Raw genomic sequence first — 15,771 nt, 5'->3', positions numbered from 1 at the left:
TCCTTGTTTTCCCTGAATTCACTTCTTGGCAACCTTGTCAATGCGTAAGTCCTAATAACAAATGGGTACGCCGAAATAACAAATGAGTACGCCGATATAGCAAATAAAACCATAGGGTAGGGGCGCATAACTAGCTGTGTGCCCCTAGAGGAGATTGTGGTTCAAAAAGAGCATAAAACGGCTATAAGTTAAACTGTCTCTGGATCAATGTTTAATTCTCGTAACTTTGCGGCCATACGCGATCGCAATTGCTGCTCTTGTTGTAAGCGTTCTGCTCCCCACAGCAGCAATTGACCAGTTTCATCCCACCAGCGCAACCAATATCCAGTGCGATTTACTTTCGCACCCTGCCAAATTCCTAAAAACAGTCCAATGTTAGCAATCCAATACAGTCTATCCTGATTCGGTTGCTGGAGTTCGTATTGCCCTGAAGCACTAAGTTGATAGACTTCCACCCACCCCGCCTCTGGTTCAAAAATTACATAGATGGGGACTTGAAGAATGCGTTCATAGTAGTACCACTTACCAGGTGGGTACTTAGCTTTAATTGAGTATTCACTACCTTCTGTCTCTGACAAAAATTCCATGACGATCGCCGGAATTTCTCCTTCTAGCTTCGGGGTATAACTACGACGGTTTTGGTTTAGTGGAACTGTCGGTAACACAGAAGGGACATAGAACCAATCCGGGGCTTTAATTACCAACTTGCCATCTACAGTTGCACAAATTCCAAAATTTGTACCAATGAGTATCTGAGGCTGAATTAAAAGAGCCAGTTCCAAGCTTTCAGTTAAGGCAAATGCGATCGCTGGCTGACTAATATTATCCACAGGCTCATCGGGTAAAGGAAAGTCATCAGGTAACTTTTCCCAAGTGACAATGGGTTCAATGATAGTTGTTGACATAGAAACCTGGAGTCAGGTGGTTATTGCTATTATGTCGCACAACTCTTAATTCCCCACTCCCTAATTTGTCTCTTGAATTTGCAAACGAACAGTGTGTTCAGTCGCACCACTAAGTTGCAATTCCATGATTTCACCACCCAGAGGCTCCAAGCAGGTGAGGAGCGATCGCAAGTTGGGTGTACTTGCACCAGTATCTACATATAATCGATCTGCTAAATTACCGATTCGTTTCCAAGTCATGTACAATTTAGCGATCGTTTGTTCAATTTGCGATGCTTGATTTACCAAATCAGCAGCAATGCTCAAACAGCCGACTCTTTGGGCTTCTTCTAAGGCTGTTTCAATATCAACATTCTCCTGTGTTAACGCCTGAACTTGAGCCGCCCCTTTGAGATATTTCGCCAAGTTACGCGCTTCGCTAGTTACCTGTTTCAGGGTATCCACATCAGGATTGGCAGCTATTTCCTTTTGGATAAACTTTTGATGCGATTCTGGCAGTTTTTCCATTTCCTTCACCAAAGGGGCAATGTAGCGCGGGGGAAGGGTGTTATCTGCTGCTTTTTCTTTAACTGCTTCGGGTAATAAATCTGAGGACATGGCTGTCCATTCATCATTGAGTTGACGCACTTCCCGCCTTGTGATGCGATCGCCTTTTTGGGCAGCTTCACTCACCATCTGTTGCACTTCTGGGACTGCTTTGGAGGTTTCGACAAATGCCCGTTTACTGAAGTTATTCACAGATCCGGGGTCAAGTTTACCGTCTTCAATCAGAGTATCGGCACTATTCGCCAGTTGAATCCAAGAGTATGCTTGACTTTTGCTGATTTCTCGCTCTTTTAGCCATCGGAGAAAGCCAGTACCGCGGCCGTCACCACCCACTTTTTCTCTGTCGCGAATCGCCCGTAAAATTCGCCCCCGCCAGATTTCAGTTTGCAAATCAAAGCGATCGCATACCTGCCAAGCTACTTCTAGCTGCTGTTGAAAATCTGACTCTAGAATCTGTTCATCTTCTGGATCGGGCAGTTCAAAGCTGATATCGGCTGGCTGTTGTAAAGCAGCAGCAAGGTCGTTGATGGAGTCGGTATCTTGCACGATTGATGACTAACTAGTGGATGCGATCGGCTTATTATGCCACAATCTGTGGACTCTCACTTAAGGGGGAGTACGGTATTTTGAGTTACAACAAAGATAGTAGGAAGGGGTAAGGGACTTCCAAATAAAAAAATCCCATCGCTTTTAGGGCAGGGGGCAGGGAGCAGGGAGCAGGGGGAGAGAAAGTCGTTTTGATGGGCGTGAAATTGGATAATTTATTTCTTGAAAGTCCCTAAACCACCTTTGTAAAGTCTTTAATTAATTAGAGAGAATAAAAATAAAACGATGAACCAGGTAGACTACCTCCGCATTAGCTTAATCGATCGCTGCAATTTTCGTTGTCAGTACTGTATGCCAGAGGGAGTAGAACTGGATTATATTCTCAAGCAACAGTTATTGACTGATGAAGAACTACTCACCTTAATTCAAGAGGTATTTATTCCAGTAGGCTTTACCCGATTTCGTTTGACTGGGGGAGAACCCTTGTTGCGTCCGCGTGTGGTGGATTTGGTCGGTGCGATCGCAACTTTACCCCAAACTCAAGACCTCTCAATGACCACTAACGGTTTTTTGCTGGCTCCGATGGCACAAAACCTCTATAATGCTGGTCTGCGACGAATTAATATTAGTCTTGACTCTCTCGATCCCGATATTTTTGACCAAATTATTGGTAATCAGGGGCGTTCTCGTTGGCAACAAGTTTGGCATGGGATTCAAGCTGCCCATCAAGTCGGATTCGACCCCCTGAAGCTGAATGTGGTGGTGATTCCTGGCGTTAATGACCACGAAGTTCTTGATTTAGCCGCCCTGACAATTGATAAACAGTGGCACGTTCGATTTATTGAATTTATGCCCATTGGTAATGTGCATTTGTTTGGCGATCGCGGTTGGGTATCTTCAGCCGATTTACGAGAACGTATTCGCGATCGCTGGGGCTTGACAGAAGCTCAAGTTCGTGGTGCTGGCCCTGCTGATGTCTTTCAAATTCCCAATGCGAAGGGGACACTAGGATTTATTAGTCAGATGTCAGAATGTTTTTGCGATCGTTGTAATCGGATGCGCCTAAGTGCCGATGGCTGGCTGCGCCCCTGTTTATTAAATGAAACTGGTCAAATAGATTTAAAAACTGCCCTGCGTTCTGGTGTCAGCACCGCTCAATTACAAGAGCAGGTGAGACATTTACTCGGAATCAAACCAGAAATTAACTTTAAAGGGCGCGATTCTGGCATTTCAGGTGCATATACCCGCACCATGTCGCAAATTGGCGGATGAAAGAAGTTAGGAGTTAAAAGTGAGGAGTTAGGAGTTAGAAGTTAAAAGTTTTGAATAAATAAGTTTCTTCAACTCATAACTCATAACTCATAACCATGTTGCAAATTGGCGGATGAAAGAAGTTAGGAGTTAAAAGTGAGGAGTTAGGAGTTAGAAGTTAAAAGTTTTGAATAAATAAGTTTCTTCAACTCATAACTCATAACTTATAACTCATAACTCATAATTCATAACCATGTCGCAAATTGGCGGATGAAAGAAGTTAGGAGTAAAAAGTGAGGAGTTAGGAATTATCGTCTTGCAACTCCTAACTCATAACTCCTAACTCCCAACTATTTAAGCTTGTCGTGAGTAGTATTCCACCACAAGTAGTTCATTAACTTGTAGTGCCACCCATTCGCGCTCAATAACGCTGTTGACTTTACCAACCAACTTATTTTTGTCAAATTCCAAATGACTGGGGAGGTTAGCCAAACCAGGATATTGCAAGTTCGCTTCCACCAACTTCCGGGATTGTGCCCGATCTCTGACTGCAATTGTTTCCCCAGGACGGCATTGGTAGCTGGCAATATTCACCACACGACCGTTAACAGTGACGTGACCGTGATTTACCAGTTGACGAGCTGCTGGTATAGTCGGGGCTATACCCAAGCGGAAAACGGTATTATCCAAACGCATCTCTAGCAATTGCAGCAGCACTTGTCCGGTAGAACCAGTAACACGTCTGGCTTTCCGCACATAGCGGAGCAATTGCTTTTCAGTCAAACCGTAGTTGAAGCGGAGCTTTTGCTTTTCCTCTAGACGGATAGCATACTCAGAGCGCTTCTTGCGATTCTGGCCATGCTGCCCAGGTGGGTAAGCGCGTCTGGCACTTTTACGAGTTAATCCTGGTAAGTCGCCCAAGCGGCGGACAATTCTGAGGCGGGGCCCTCTATATCGGGACATGAGTTTCCTTAATCTAATCCTGTTTAAACTTTACCGAAACATTCAATTTTGACATTCCCCTAATTTTTAATCAGGGGATTCTTGGTTTTTTGAAGCTGCTTACCGAGGTAAGACGTATCTCACCAAGGTAGACGCATCGATTTTTGCGCCAGTTGCTTTTAATCGGTAAACCCGACAAACTAGCCTCCAAGCCTGAATTCCGACCTGTCACGCCGTACTCCTGCCAATAAGTTTTTTGTGTTTATTTAGTTTCGTAGGCTACTCAATCATCAGATTGGTTTACGCAGTATTCTTACTCTGAAATACTTTTTACGTTGCCTACTTATCTTTCAAACAGCTATATTAACACAATTTTCGACATAATTAATTATGTCTATACTTGAAGCTAACGCGCCTACATATTGCACAAACTCCGTGTAGACCGTCATTAGTCATTTGTGTTTACTAAGGACAATTGACTTAGGACAACTTCTCCTGAAGGAGATGCTGCGCGAACACCAGTTGATGTGCTTTTCTTTTTGCGTAACAGCTTACTACCTCTGAAATTCTTAGATTACAGAGGATTTTTAAGATATTTGAGTTAGCATAACTTTGGGTGTTTGGAGAATGGCAATGTCAATGAGCAAAAAAGTGGTTAGCAGAGTTAAGAACAAACAAGGCAGTTCCACCTCCAGGATTTTAACATTACCAGTTTTGGCTATAGCTGGATGTTTAGCAATCTTGCCTAATGTGGCTGTCGCTGCCTCTTACAGAAATGATTATAGTGTCTGTGCGGGTCGCCTCTTGAGTGTGGGTGTAAAGGCAGAAGCGGCATCAGCAGGTTGTGCAGCAGCATTGCGTCCAAGAGATTTGGCTGCTTGCGTGGTGAAAATTGATAAGGAAACCCAAATTGCTGCAACGGATGCGCTTTATTCTTGTGGAAAGGCCCGGCGTCCTGAAGAGTTAGCAACCTGTGTAGTTGGCGTCAGCTTAAGTACTAAAGAAGAAGCTAATCCAACAGTTTTAGATTATTGTGGACGCAGTTTGTTACCCGTGCGCTTTGGTCAGTGTGTGGTTGGCTTGCGTAGCCAAATCGACTTTCCCGCTACTCAAGCGCTAGATACTTGTATCAGTGCTGATGATAGTGTTATCGGTGCTTCATCTTCGTCTACACCGCCAACGATAATTCCTGCGGGTTCAAGTCCAAGTTTAGAAACTACCCCATTTCCAAACCAACCGGTTGTTCCAACCCAACCAGTTATTCCAACTCAACCAGTTATTCCAACTCAACCGGGCACTAATTAGATTACAGTGCTTTGTGTAATTGATATACAGGTTGAATTTAGAGTGGCTATTTGCCACCCTGATTCAGGGACTACCAAAAAATAAATTATCTGATTTTAATTTGTAGGTTGGGTTGAGCAACAGCGAAACCCAACCTTATATATTTACAATGCTTCAACCTGACTGGATAATTTAACGTGAGTTCGATGAACCTCTCCCGGACAACCTCCCTCTCCCACGGGGAAAGGGAGGAGCAACGAGAAATTAGGGTTTTGGCTCCCCTCTGGGTGTCCAAGAGGGGTTGGGGGAGAGGTCAAAAAAGGGCTTGTCGAACTCACGTTAATTTACCTTTGCTGACTGTATAGCTTTGGTTAGGCAATGACAGTAATATTTACATTAGTTACTATATTTCTTACTTTGGTCTTTATATCATCATCAAAAGGTTGCAGAAGTTTCTCTACCTCGCCCAAAAAAGCCGTCCTTTTGCCCTTCTCAATGATGTCAACATCTGGTATTATCTAGACTACAAAGATATCATGCGAACTTTTAGGCGGATTGTACGCTAATGCAACTTTCGTCAAACGTTCTATTAGCTAGGACAAACTTCCGTAGCACTTCTGCCACTTGTGGGCATACGATACCTAGCACTGTTCCCAAAGTGTCCACTGACTAGGTAAGCATTTCATTCAAATAAATGAAAAACGATTATAATTCTCCTCTCCAACGCAAAGAGGAGTTGGAGAGAGATTAGTTGAACTCACGTCAGTTTCTCAGCTTTGGGAATTTAGGATTTTGCACAGTTTGCACAGTTAGTTGTACTAGTCTTCTCTTTCACCAAAAGCTGTCTGTAAAACCACTGCAATACCACCGTCTTGATGATATTTGTCTGCCCAGGCACGGATAACTTCGTCCAATTCTTCCATAGCCTGATCCATTTTTTCTGGGAGGATGTCAAGTTCTTCCAGCAAGCGCATGGCATTTCGTCGCCGTTCTGCCCAATTTTTCATCATGCGGAAATACCGAGCAGTATCTTCCACGGTGATGTGTGTACGTTCTTCATCGTCTGTTGGGGTATAAGAAAGACGGGTAAGCGCGTAGAAGGGCATTCCCCAAGGAGAATCAATCCGTGTTACCGTTCCTGAGTAAAGCAGACGGCGCTTAATATGCTCACCCAAAGCTTCACTCAAAGGCATTTGGTGTTCTGGTGGCAAGTCTTCTTGCGATCGCTTGTGTAAAAACTCGATCAAATCCAGAAACTCAAAGGAGCTAACTAACTGAGCATCAGGTAAATTACTGGGCAGTTTTTGCTCAATTTGTCTTTTTTCTTCACTTGTCAGATTAGTACCAGGAACACGCGATCGCCCCGGTTGCCAAGGATATTTTTCTAGCCAGACATAAGGCAATTGAATTAAATAGCGAGGTTCTTGAGAACCCAGCATTTTTAACAGTTTGCCTTCTGTTAGTGCCTGCCTGACTTCTTCTACAATAATTTTTACTCGTTTTGGCTCCAAGTGATGCAAATGCCCTGTCATGCGCAGGTTTTGTCCCTGCTCTAGATAGGTCATGTAAATTGCACACTTTGCTGCTGTTGCGGCTGCGTCTAAAAATGCCCCATGCCTGTGCCCACTCGTCCGCATGGCACTAAAAGCCAGATAAAGCATGATCTGATCCATCGCACTGGGGTCAAGACGTTTGATCAGATCTATGTCGTTACTCATATTACAGACAATTGAATAGCACGTTTACAAAATTTTTAATCGAGTGAGAATTAGGTAGTATACACCTGGCTGAAGGCTGTCTTTACTTCAAACTATATTAGTATGCGATAACGATGATATCGGTGGTAGCGGAAACTACCGTTTTCGCATATTTCCTGCTAAAAAAGCAGAGTAAGTAGTTGTGAGTATAACTGTCTGGAGCATCTAACCGGAAAATTAGAGACACCACCAAATATAGCTTAACGGTGGTTTATGTCCCAACAGTCAACTATGCTGCAATTAATCTCCAAAGCCTTTCAGTTTTCTGGTTTTTTTCATCTTTCAAGAGCAACAACGTCAAGCTGCATACACCGAATGATGGCGCTATGCCGACTCAGAATAAAAACTAGTTTACGCAGTTAATCTGGGATATCTGTTACTAGAAAAAGATGCTTTTATGCAACTTTGGCGAGTTATTTGTAGTACACAATTGACTAGAAATAATTGGGAATTGTCTCAAAACAAATCGTTTACCAGGTGTAGCCAAATTTAGAGGTTGAGCTATACAGCCCGTTGTAAACTATCATTCCGTTCACAACCTCCAGTGATGTCTCGGCAGTATCAGCCGTTGGCTTGAGGGAAAATAATAGACATCAAGTAGAGCAAATAATTCCAATTTCAAAATACCTGTTGTTTTTCAAATATTGTTCCTCATCATATCACTATTTTTTGGTTTTGAAATAAAATTATGCATTTTAAAGTTTATAAATGATGACTATTTAAATATTTTATATTTTGCTTAAATCAAGGTTTGATGATATTTTATATCTCCCCTAAATCCCAGTTTTATTTATTATTTTCTATATGATGATTGGACACAAAAAGCCGCGATTATTCCCAACTAAATCGCGTATCTATAAGGCTTTGCTGCTCGTGCTAATAACCGAAAAATTAGTTAATAGCCATACATATAATAAAACATCTTGGGTTCTATCCGATGATTGTTTAAAAAGTTTTTTGCCATAAATTTAAAATTCTTTCATGAAAGAATTTTAAATTTTCATGATTTAACTAATTTATTGGCTACTTTTAAGTATGTTTTACCTCGCTATTTTATATATTTCAGAGGCTTAAATTACGTAGATAGTTGGTTGCGAGAAAAGAGTGATAATCCGTAGTAAGGTACGATAAAAGCTTCTTTTTCTGGGTGTTTTGGCGATCGCAGATTCAGTGAGCTTGTATAAAACGACAGAAATCAAGATACCATCTTACAAAACAAAATTAGTAAGTGGGTGTGAATAATTAAAGATTTGTAGTGACTTAGTGCGGTCTGATAAACTTCCCCATTAGGGACAAATAAAACCAAAGGATAAGGGCTTTAGTCCTCACTACAAGGCAATTTCATGTAATTTACATTGCTTAACATAAGTTAGTCTATTCTTGCCCACTTACTTTGCCTCCCATACTGGAAAAATAGGTAGGTTCACCGCCTAATATCAATTAAGTACGTTTGGCTTGAAACAATGAGTTCCTCTAAGCATTTCTGCGACTTCTCCATCTCTTAGTTCCAAAATATGCTGCAATAGTCTTAACTCCTTGCGAATCTTCTCTCTGAGCAAGTACTTGTGCCCAATTGCTGGAGTCAGTACTACTCATATTGCTTACATATACGTGTTTTCCCTACCTGTATCAGGCTAAATTCTTAAAAATATATTACAAGTCGATTTATTCTGAATACTGCTTGCCGATCTATTAAGTCTTATCTGCACCTATACAGCATTCTGAAATTATTCGTAAAAATTTAAATCCCCGACTTATTTGAGAAGTCGGGGATCTTGTTTGTCACATTAGCGTCAGGATTGATGCTGAGAGTGATGGGGAGTAAAGTAGCTCCTATCACTCTTAAGCTGATTGAACTCGCCATTTAATTCGTGGGACTAGAGGGTTTAACCTGATTTCGCATTGTTTCAAAGCTGAAAGCTGCCGCGCCAAAGGTTACAAATAACACTCCCAGAATTTGCACAATATCCAAATTTTCTTGAATGATTAACCCAGCGAAAATCACGGTTAAAACTGGGATGCTACCACCGATGAGCGCCGATCGCGAGGCACCTAGTTTACTAATACCAACATTATTGAGCAAATAACCTGCAAGGGTCAGCACGCCTAAAATAAACGCGCTTAAAACCAATTCCAACATTTTCGAGGGGTCAACTACTACCAAATTCCAACTGCTTGGCAAAGGTAGCATCAAACAGATAAAGCTCAACAACAACATGGTAGTGAAGTTGATTAAAGTAAAAGTCACCGGATGGAGTTTGCTAGCACAGACTCGCGTCAGAATTATGTAGGCAGCAAAAGCCACACCCGAAAGAATGGCAGTGCTGCTTCCCATTGAAGTATTACCGATCCCGATGCTGGGAGAACCCCCTAAAACCAACAATTCACCGCAGCAAATCGCGGCGATCGCGGCGATGCGGAATAGAGTGGGGCGATCGCGAAACAGAAACCACGAAAATAGACCGCTAACCATTGGATAGATAAAGAACAGTGCGATCGCCATTCCAGTTGTGATTTGAGCGATCGCAATATAGATTAGTACCTGAGATAAAAACAAAAAGCACCCACTCACAATTGACAACACCAAAATCTGCTTGGTAGCTGCATTGGCAGGTGTAGCATTTCCTCGGACTGAAGCAGACAAGTTTTCCAAGTCTTGCCACAGTCTTGGATGCAATATCGGAGACAAAAGTACCATTAATGGTACGACTACCATAAACCGTAGCGTCAAAATTAACAGAGTATTGCCCAAAGTCGGCGGTAGCAATTGTTCTACCTCTAATACTCCAAAAATCTGGGAACCTTCGTGGAAAATCACCTTGATGGCTACGTTGTAAAGCGACGATACCACTGCCGATAAGACGATCAAAAACAAACCGATTTTGAGTGTCGATGAGCTAGAAGAATTAGGCGATCGCGATTGTAGGGGTTTTGCTTTCACCTGCGGTTCTGACGCAGTGGTCGATGAGGGTTCAGCTTTGCTTTGCGATACGTTCTTACGGCGGACAGAAAGTGGTTCAGTAGGAATCTTGAGAGAAGGTCGGATTATTCTTGGCTGTAGCACAGATGCGATCGAAGACTCTGATTTCGTTTCGTTTTCCGGCGATTCCTGATTGAGAACAGAAATTGGCTCGGTGGCATTATCCTTTGGTGGCGGAACTACAGCCGCAGTAGATTCTGATGGCGTTTCTCTTTCCGACAAATCCTTGCTTGGATTCGCGACGTTTTCTTTAATAATCGGCGGCTGTAATGTTGTTTCTTTTGGCGACAAATCCTTACTGGGAGAAGAAATTGGATTCGCGACGTTTTCTTTAATAATCGGCGGCTGTAATGTTGTTTCTTTTGGCGACGAATCCTTGCTGGGAGAAGAAATTGGATTCGCCGTATTTTCTCTAACAATCGGCGCCTCTAATGTCGTTTCCCTTACCGATAAATTTTTGCTGGGAGAAGAAATTGGAGGCGCGGTGTTTTCTTTAACAATCGGCGGTTCTAATGTTGTTTCCCTTGGTGAAAATTGATTGGAGATCGGGGAAATTGGCTCAAGGGAATTTCTTACTACTTGCTCAAACTCTGGTAAGGATGTTTCAACAGAACTGTTTTTTTCTGGCTCCGTAAACTGCAAAACAGTAGGTATACCTGCTGTTGCTGATTTACGTGAAGTTTCTTCTATAGTTTTTTCTAGTTCTCCATGCAGGCGGTTAACAAACTCCGCCAAAATCGTTTCCCCTTGCTGCTGCTGGCTATACATCCGTGACAACTGTTGGGAAAGATTACTTTGATAGTTCTTCAGCTCCTGTTGTAAGGAATTAAAGGTAACAGTAACGGTGTCATCGAGACTGTCAAACATATGTTCGACTTTTTCATTGATTTCACCGACTACATTGCTGCTCACTTCAGCAGACTTCAACGCCGCTTGTTCGTAAGATTTGCCCTCTATGCTTTGATTAGCTAAAGTTGCCAGAGAGGATTGCAGTTGTGAAGATATATGCTTTGCCAGAACTTCTGCCAGTTGCCGAATTAACGCTTGCTGCTCGGTGATTTGGCGCACTTGTTGTAAATGCTCTTTTTCCTCTACCAAGCTTTGAATCTCATCAGATAACCGATTTTTTTCTGACTGAAGCCGCTTTACGTCTTCCTGCAAGCCTCTGAGGACATTCTGCTGAAGATTTTCTAAGTCTTCAACTAAAGCCCAAAGAGCATTTTCTGCTGCTCTAGATAGCTCCCCTCTGACTCTTGGGTTTTCTGGTTGCTTCTCGAATCGCCCCATTAGCTTCTAACCTCTAATACTTTGACGATAAAGCTGCTTCCCGTACACTTTATTGGCGGTCATCCTAATTTCCTGTATTTTGTCAGATAAATTAAAAATTTTAACAGCACTTCCGCATTTCAACGTAATTCTGTCATACTGAACACAAGTTAGCAAAGCATCCTAAGTTTGCCATACAGCTTACTACACCGTGTTCTCTTCAACATTGATAAGTATTTAACCATTAGATTTGGAATTTTGATGAGGTAGCACCCGTCTTCTCCCAAGGGGAGACGCTAAGAGCGATGGCGATTCCCATAGTTAGCGACGCTAGAGAGTCTAGGGGATTGCCCAACCCGAAAGGATTTTCGATCGCCACGCCTGGAAGTCGCTTAAATAAAGACTTTTTTATTTTTGGTCAGTTTAATTTTCATAAATTATTTGCCAATGAAATTTTACTTTTAAAGAAATCTCACTCCAAATAAATATTTATTGTTTTGCTGCCAATAATAATTGTCAAAGATTCACAGATGCGTGTGCGTAGGCAACTCGTCGCTAGATATCCCCACCAAATTGTCTGACTTGCGAAACTAACTGTAAATTTGTGTGGAATGTAACTGGTGTGACAGTTTATATCTCTAAACGGGGATTAAAGTATCCTTCTGTGGAAATTCTAAGTTACGTTATCCCCTGCACAACATTCTAATGAATGAGCAGCAATTCTGCAAAAGCACGCTTTTTTTGGCGTTGTTGCAGTCTGGGTTTTGCTTTGTGTAAATTCCAATAGAGGAAAAGTTTGGAAAATATTAATGATTTTTAGAAGAATAAAATCTGGGCGATGCTGAAAATGGCAGCGCTAAGGGTAGCACTCACAGGGATTGTAATTAGCCATGCGGCAGCAATACCTTTTAGTGTTTCAAACTTAATCGACTTGAGATTTTGCACTAGTCCAATACCAACGACACCGCCGACGAGAGCGTGGGAAGTGGAGACTGGTAAACCTAGTCGGGAGGCGATGAGGATGGTGGTAGCAGTTGCCAGCTCGGCACAAAATCCACTACTGGGTTGCAAGGCAATGATGTTTTCGCCAATGGTAGCAATGACTTTTTTTCCCCAGACAGCTAAACCACCAACAATACCAGCACCACCAAGGATTAAAATCCAAAGGGGGATAGTTATACCATCAGTAGGTACGCTACCAGTGCGATTGATGTAAACGATCGCAGCTAAAGGAGCGATCGCATTTCCCACATCATTAGAACCGTGAGCAAAGGCGACAAAGCAAGCACTTAGTAGTTGAAATCGACCGAATAATCTTTCCACGGGATTAGGGAGTATTTCTCCCTTGTCTCCCAAATCTCCCAATTGTCGCCAACTAATGATTGTGAGTCCAACGGCTGCGATTGCACCTGTTAAAAGCGGGATGTCGTAAGCAGGGATTGTAAAACCAACTTGCTCAATTACAAAATTGGTTAGCGGTTCTGTGAGTGATGGTAAGACAATCACGCCGAATACACCTAGCAGGAGAGTACTCAACCAGGGAATCCACTCTTGTAACTGGACGACTTGATTGGGTCGATCTAAAATCCAGTGCTTGATTTGACTGTAAAATAAAGCGGCGATCGCACCACTAATTAACGGCGTTAAAACCCAGCCAATGGTAATTAAGCCAATTGATGGCCAATCAATTGCATTTACTCCCAAAGCTACCCAACTAAATCCAGCGATCGCACCAACAACCGCATGAGAAGATGAGACTGGTAAACCGCGTGATGTAGCAATTTGTAACCACACACCACAAGAAATTAGTACCGTTACCATCCCAATAACGAATATTTGGGGTGTAGCTGCGAATAAAGCGGGATTAGCAATTTTCGTTGCGAGAGTTTCCGTTACTTCATGTCCAAATAACACAGCACCCGTAAACTCTAATACTCCAGCAATTATTAGTGCTTGCTTGAGAGTGACAGCTTTGGAACCGACAGAGGTTCCCATCGCATTAGCGACATCGTTTGCTCCAAGATTCCAGGCGACATAGAAAGCGAGTAGGGCTACGAAAAGTAGGGTAATAAGCATTTTGTTGGGGACAAGGGGAGAGTGAGAGATGAGGATGAACCTCAAAGCTTCGTCGCTGAACCTCCGAGCTTCGTCGTTGAACCCCAAAGCTTCGTCGCTGAACCTCTGAGCTTCATCATTGAACCTTTGAGCTTCGTCGCTGAACCTCTGAACTTCGTCGTTGAACCTCTGAGCTTCGTCGTGAACCTCTGAGCTTTAAACTTCTAGTTTTAACACTCTCCCATCTCCCTAATCTTCCTTTGACGGATAAATTAAAATTTTATAAGTATCCGGTGTGGGTGCGATCGCAACTTCCACAGCTGCTGATAAATCTTTTAATGGATAGCGATCGCTAATCAACGCTTTTACATCAATTCGCTGATTAAATACAATATCAGCTGATAAACTCTGAAGCCGATAAGATGAGCTATAACTACCGATCAAGTCAATTTCTCGACGGTAGAGGATATTCGGATTAATGTGAATTTCCACCTCATCAGGAAATTCGGCGAAAAACAAGATTTTACCGCCTTTGCGGGTACTATCAAGTGCTTGAAAGAAAGCTTTCTCACTCGGAACCGCCAGCAAGGTGACATCAACGCCTAGTCCACCAGTTAAGGCATGAATTTTGGCAGATAAATCGGGATCGCGAGCATCAAAAGCCGCTTCTGCACCGACACTCAAGGCTTTATCAATTCTAGAGGGTAGTAAATCAGTAGCGATCGCTTTTGCTCCGAAATACTTCACCAACATGATAAACATTAACCCAATTGGCCCAGCCCCAGTAACTAATACAGTTTGTCCTGGAGCAATTTGAGCTTTTCTCACTGCCTTCAAACAGCAGTTAGTTGGTTCTACAAAACTCGCTTCTTCAAAACTGATATTATCAGGGATGGGAATCAACCCACCATTTTCTACAATATGTCCGGGTACTTTGACATAATCGGCAAAACCGCCACCACTGGCGTTAAAGCCTGCGGTAGTGGAAATGTTTTTGTAAACATCGCACATCGAGAAATTATCATTTAGGCAATAGGCGCAACGCATACAAGGGATGTGGTGCATCACTGCTACCCGTTGTCCAACTTGCCAACCTTTGACATTATTGCCTATTGCTGCGATCGTGCCGGCAGTTTCATGTCCAAAAATGCGCGGCGGTTCATAAAGTGGATAACGAATTTTTTTAATATCTGACTGACACAATCCCACAACCCGCACCTGTACCAGCACTTCATCTGATTCCACAGTTGGGACTGGAATATCTTCGTAAGACAGTTGATTAACGCCTCTAAATACCTGTGCTTTCACGTTGGTTTTTCCCCGCTCAACCATACTAGATGTAGCATTAGTCGTCAACGTTAAGCTATTTATTATCGGTTAACTTTACTTTGTTGTAACCCCAGTCACCTCGCTTGCTTCCCCATTCGCAGAGCGTCCCGTAGAGATGGGGTACGCTCCAAATTCAAAATTCAATTCTTAGTCTTATGCTTAGATGCAAGTATCTGAACCGATTTACCATCTTGGAGAGCATCCGTAGGATTAGTAATTAACCTAACATTAGGGCTTAAACCAGAAACAACTTCAACTTCAGTACCATAATCTCGTCCAAGCTCTACTTTCTGGTACTTAACTTTCTTTTGCTTCGTCACAGTGGCTACTTGTATACCATCTGCATTAATCACTAAGGTATTAGCTGGTACTAATAAAGGTGGGTTAGCACGTTCAGTCTTAAAAGTCACTTCAGCATACATCCCAGGACGCAATACATTCTCTGAATTCTGTACTTCAATTTCAGTCAAAAGGGTATTAGAAGTAGCATCCAAGACATCAGCAGTCCGAATAACTTTACCAGAAAAAGATTTTTTTGGTAGCTCACGAACGCGAACAAGCGCATTTTGTCCAGGGTGAATTGATTGCACAAAAGCCTGGGGAACACTAATTCGGATACGTAAATTCTTTGTCTGAGCAATCTTAAATAACCAGGAATTTCCACTATTATTATTGCTACCCGCAGAAATTAAAGCTCCTGAATCTATGTTGCGAGCAGTAATTACACCCGCAAAAGGGGCAACAATTTGTTTGAATGTTTGTAAAGCAGTTATCCGTTGTAAATCTGATTGACTAACACTCCTACTTGCAATAAACGCATTAATGTTAGCTTTCTGGGAATTAATAGCTGCAAGAGGGTGAACGAAAAAAGGTGTGGGAGAGTAGTTAGCGGGTATCATACGCTAACATA

The 15,771-nt window shown here is 42.5% G+C and carries 10 protein-coding genes; 2 read left to right on the top strand and 8 right to left on the bottom strand.

The annotated features are described in order from the left end of the window. Nucleotides 1-188: 188 nt before the first annotated feature. Both RMY64_RS35355 and RMY64_RS35350 read right to left on the bottom strand, forming a co-directional pair. Nucleotides 189-905, bottom strand: a complete 717-nt coding sequence (locus RMY64_RS35355) for a Uma2 family endonuclease (protein ID WP_322674728.1) — start codon at nt 903-905, stop codon at nt 189-191. Nucleotides 906-965: 60 nt separating this feature from the next. After that, nucleotides 966-1,997, bottom strand: coding sequence for a hypothetical protein (locus RMY64_RS35350; protein ID WP_322674727.1), 1,032 nt, complete (start codon nt 1,995-1,997; stop codon nt 966-968). Between the two features lie 285 nt (nt 1,998-2,282). Between RMY64_RS35350 and moaA the strand changes: the two genes are divergently transcribed. Further along, nucleotides 2,283-3,269: a GTP 3',8-cyclase MoaA gene (gene moaA / locus RMY64_RS35345; RefSeq protein WP_322702524.1), complete on the top strand. Its 987-nt coding sequence runs from the start codon at nt 2,283-2,285 to the stop codon at nt 3,267-3,269. A 333-nt stretch (nt 3,270-3,602) separates the two neighbouring features. Here the strand turns inward: moaA and rpsD are convergent, their stop codons facing one another. Then, nucleotides 3,603-4,211, bottom strand: a complete 609-nt coding sequence (rpsD, locus tag RMY64_RS35340) for a 30S ribosomal protein S4 (protein WP_069071263.1) — start codon at nt 4,209-4,211, stop codon at nt 3,603-3,605. A gap of 612 nt (nt 4,212-4,823) precedes the next feature. On the opposite strand from rpsD, the gene RMY64_RS35335 reads away from it, so the two are divergent. Further along, nucleotides 4,824-5,495, top strand: coding sequence for a hypothetical protein (locus RMY64_RS35335; protein ID WP_416211843.1), 672 nt, complete (start codon nt 4,824-4,826; stop codon nt 5,493-5,495). Between the two features lie 797 nt (nt 5,496-6,292). Here the strand turns inward: RMY64_RS35335 and hetR are convergent. The 5 genes from hetR to RMY64_RS35310 form a co-directional block, all read right to left on the bottom strand. Further along, nucleotides 6,293-7,192: a heterocyst differentiation master regulator HetR gene (gene hetR / locus RMY64_RS35330; protein WP_094349731.1), complete on the bottom strand. Its 900-nt coding sequence runs from the start codon at nt 7,190-7,192 to the stop codon at nt 6,293-6,295. A 1,903-nt stretch (nt 7,193-9,095) separates the two neighbouring features. Beyond that, nucleotides 9,096-11,498 (bottom strand): EamA family transporter, encoded by a 2,403-nt coding sequence (locus tag RMY64_RS35325; RefSeq protein ID WP_322702523.1) that lies wholly within the window; start codon nt 11,496-11,498, stop codon nt 9,096-9,098. 795 nt (nt 11,499-12,293) lie between these two features. Next, nucleotides 12,294-13,553, bottom strand: coding sequence for an inorganic phosphate transporter (locus RMY64_RS35320; RefSeq protein ID WP_322702522.1), 1,260 nt, complete (start codon nt 13,551-13,553; stop codon nt 12,294-12,296). Nucleotides 13,554-13,781: 228 nt separating this feature from the next. Continuing rightward, entirely contained in the window at nt 13,782-14,840 is a 1,059-nt protein-coding gene (locus tag RMY64_RS35315) for a zinc-dependent dehydrogenase (RefSeq protein WP_322702525.1), read from the bottom strand. A gap of 161 nt (nt 14,841-15,001) precedes the next feature. After that, nucleotides 15,002-15,760, bottom strand: a complete 759-nt coding sequence (locus RMY64_RS35310) for an efflux RND transporter periplasmic adaptor subunit (RefSeq protein WP_322702521.1) — start codon at nt 15,758-15,760, stop codon at nt 15,002-15,004. Between the last annotated feature and the right edge of the window lie 11 nt (nt 15,761-15,771).

The sequence above is a fragment of the Nostoc sp. DedQUE08 genome, assembly GCF_034530895.1.
Classification (GTDB): domain Bacteria; phylum Cyanobacteriota; class Cyanobacteriia; order Cyanobacteriales; family Nostocaceae; genus Nostoc.
This window is presented reverse-complemented; position numbering and strand designations above follow the sequence as displayed.

What these genes read in the sequence shown, in the direction of transcription:
- RMY64_RS35355 (WP_322674728.1), bottom strand. Translation starts at nt 905, where the DNA reads ATGTCAACAACTATCATTGAACCCATTGTCACTTGGGAAAAGTTACCT.
- RMY64_RS35335 (WP_416211843.1), top strand. Translation starts at nt 4,824, where the DNA reads ATGTCAATGAGCAAAAAAGTGGTTAGCAGAGTTAAGAACAAACAAGGC.
- moaA (WP_322702524.1), top strand. Translation starts at nt 2,283, where the DNA reads ATGAACCAGGTAGACTACCTCCGCATTAGCTTAATCGATCGCTGCAAT.
- rpsD (WP_069071263.1), bottom strand. Translation starts at nt 4,211, where the DNA reads ATGTCCCGATATAGAGGGCCCCGCCTCAGAATTGTCCGCCGCTTGGGC.
- RMY64_RS35325 (WP_322702523.1), bottom strand. Translation starts at nt 11,498, where the DNA reads ATGGGGCGATTCGAGAAGCAACCAGAAAACCCAAGAGTCAGAGGGGAG.
- hetR (WP_094349731.1), bottom strand. Translation starts at nt 7,192, where the DNA reads ATGAGTAACGACATAGATCTGATCAAACGTCTTGACCCCAGTGCGATG.
- RMY64_RS35310 (WP_322702521.1), bottom strand. Translation starts at nt 15,760, where the DNA reads ATGATACCCGCTAACTACTCTCCCACACCTTTTTTCGTTCACCCTCTT.
- RMY64_RS35320 (WP_322702522.1), bottom strand. Translation starts at nt 13,553, where the DNA reads ATGCTTATTACCCTACTTTTCGTAGCCCTACTCGCTTTCTATGTCGCC.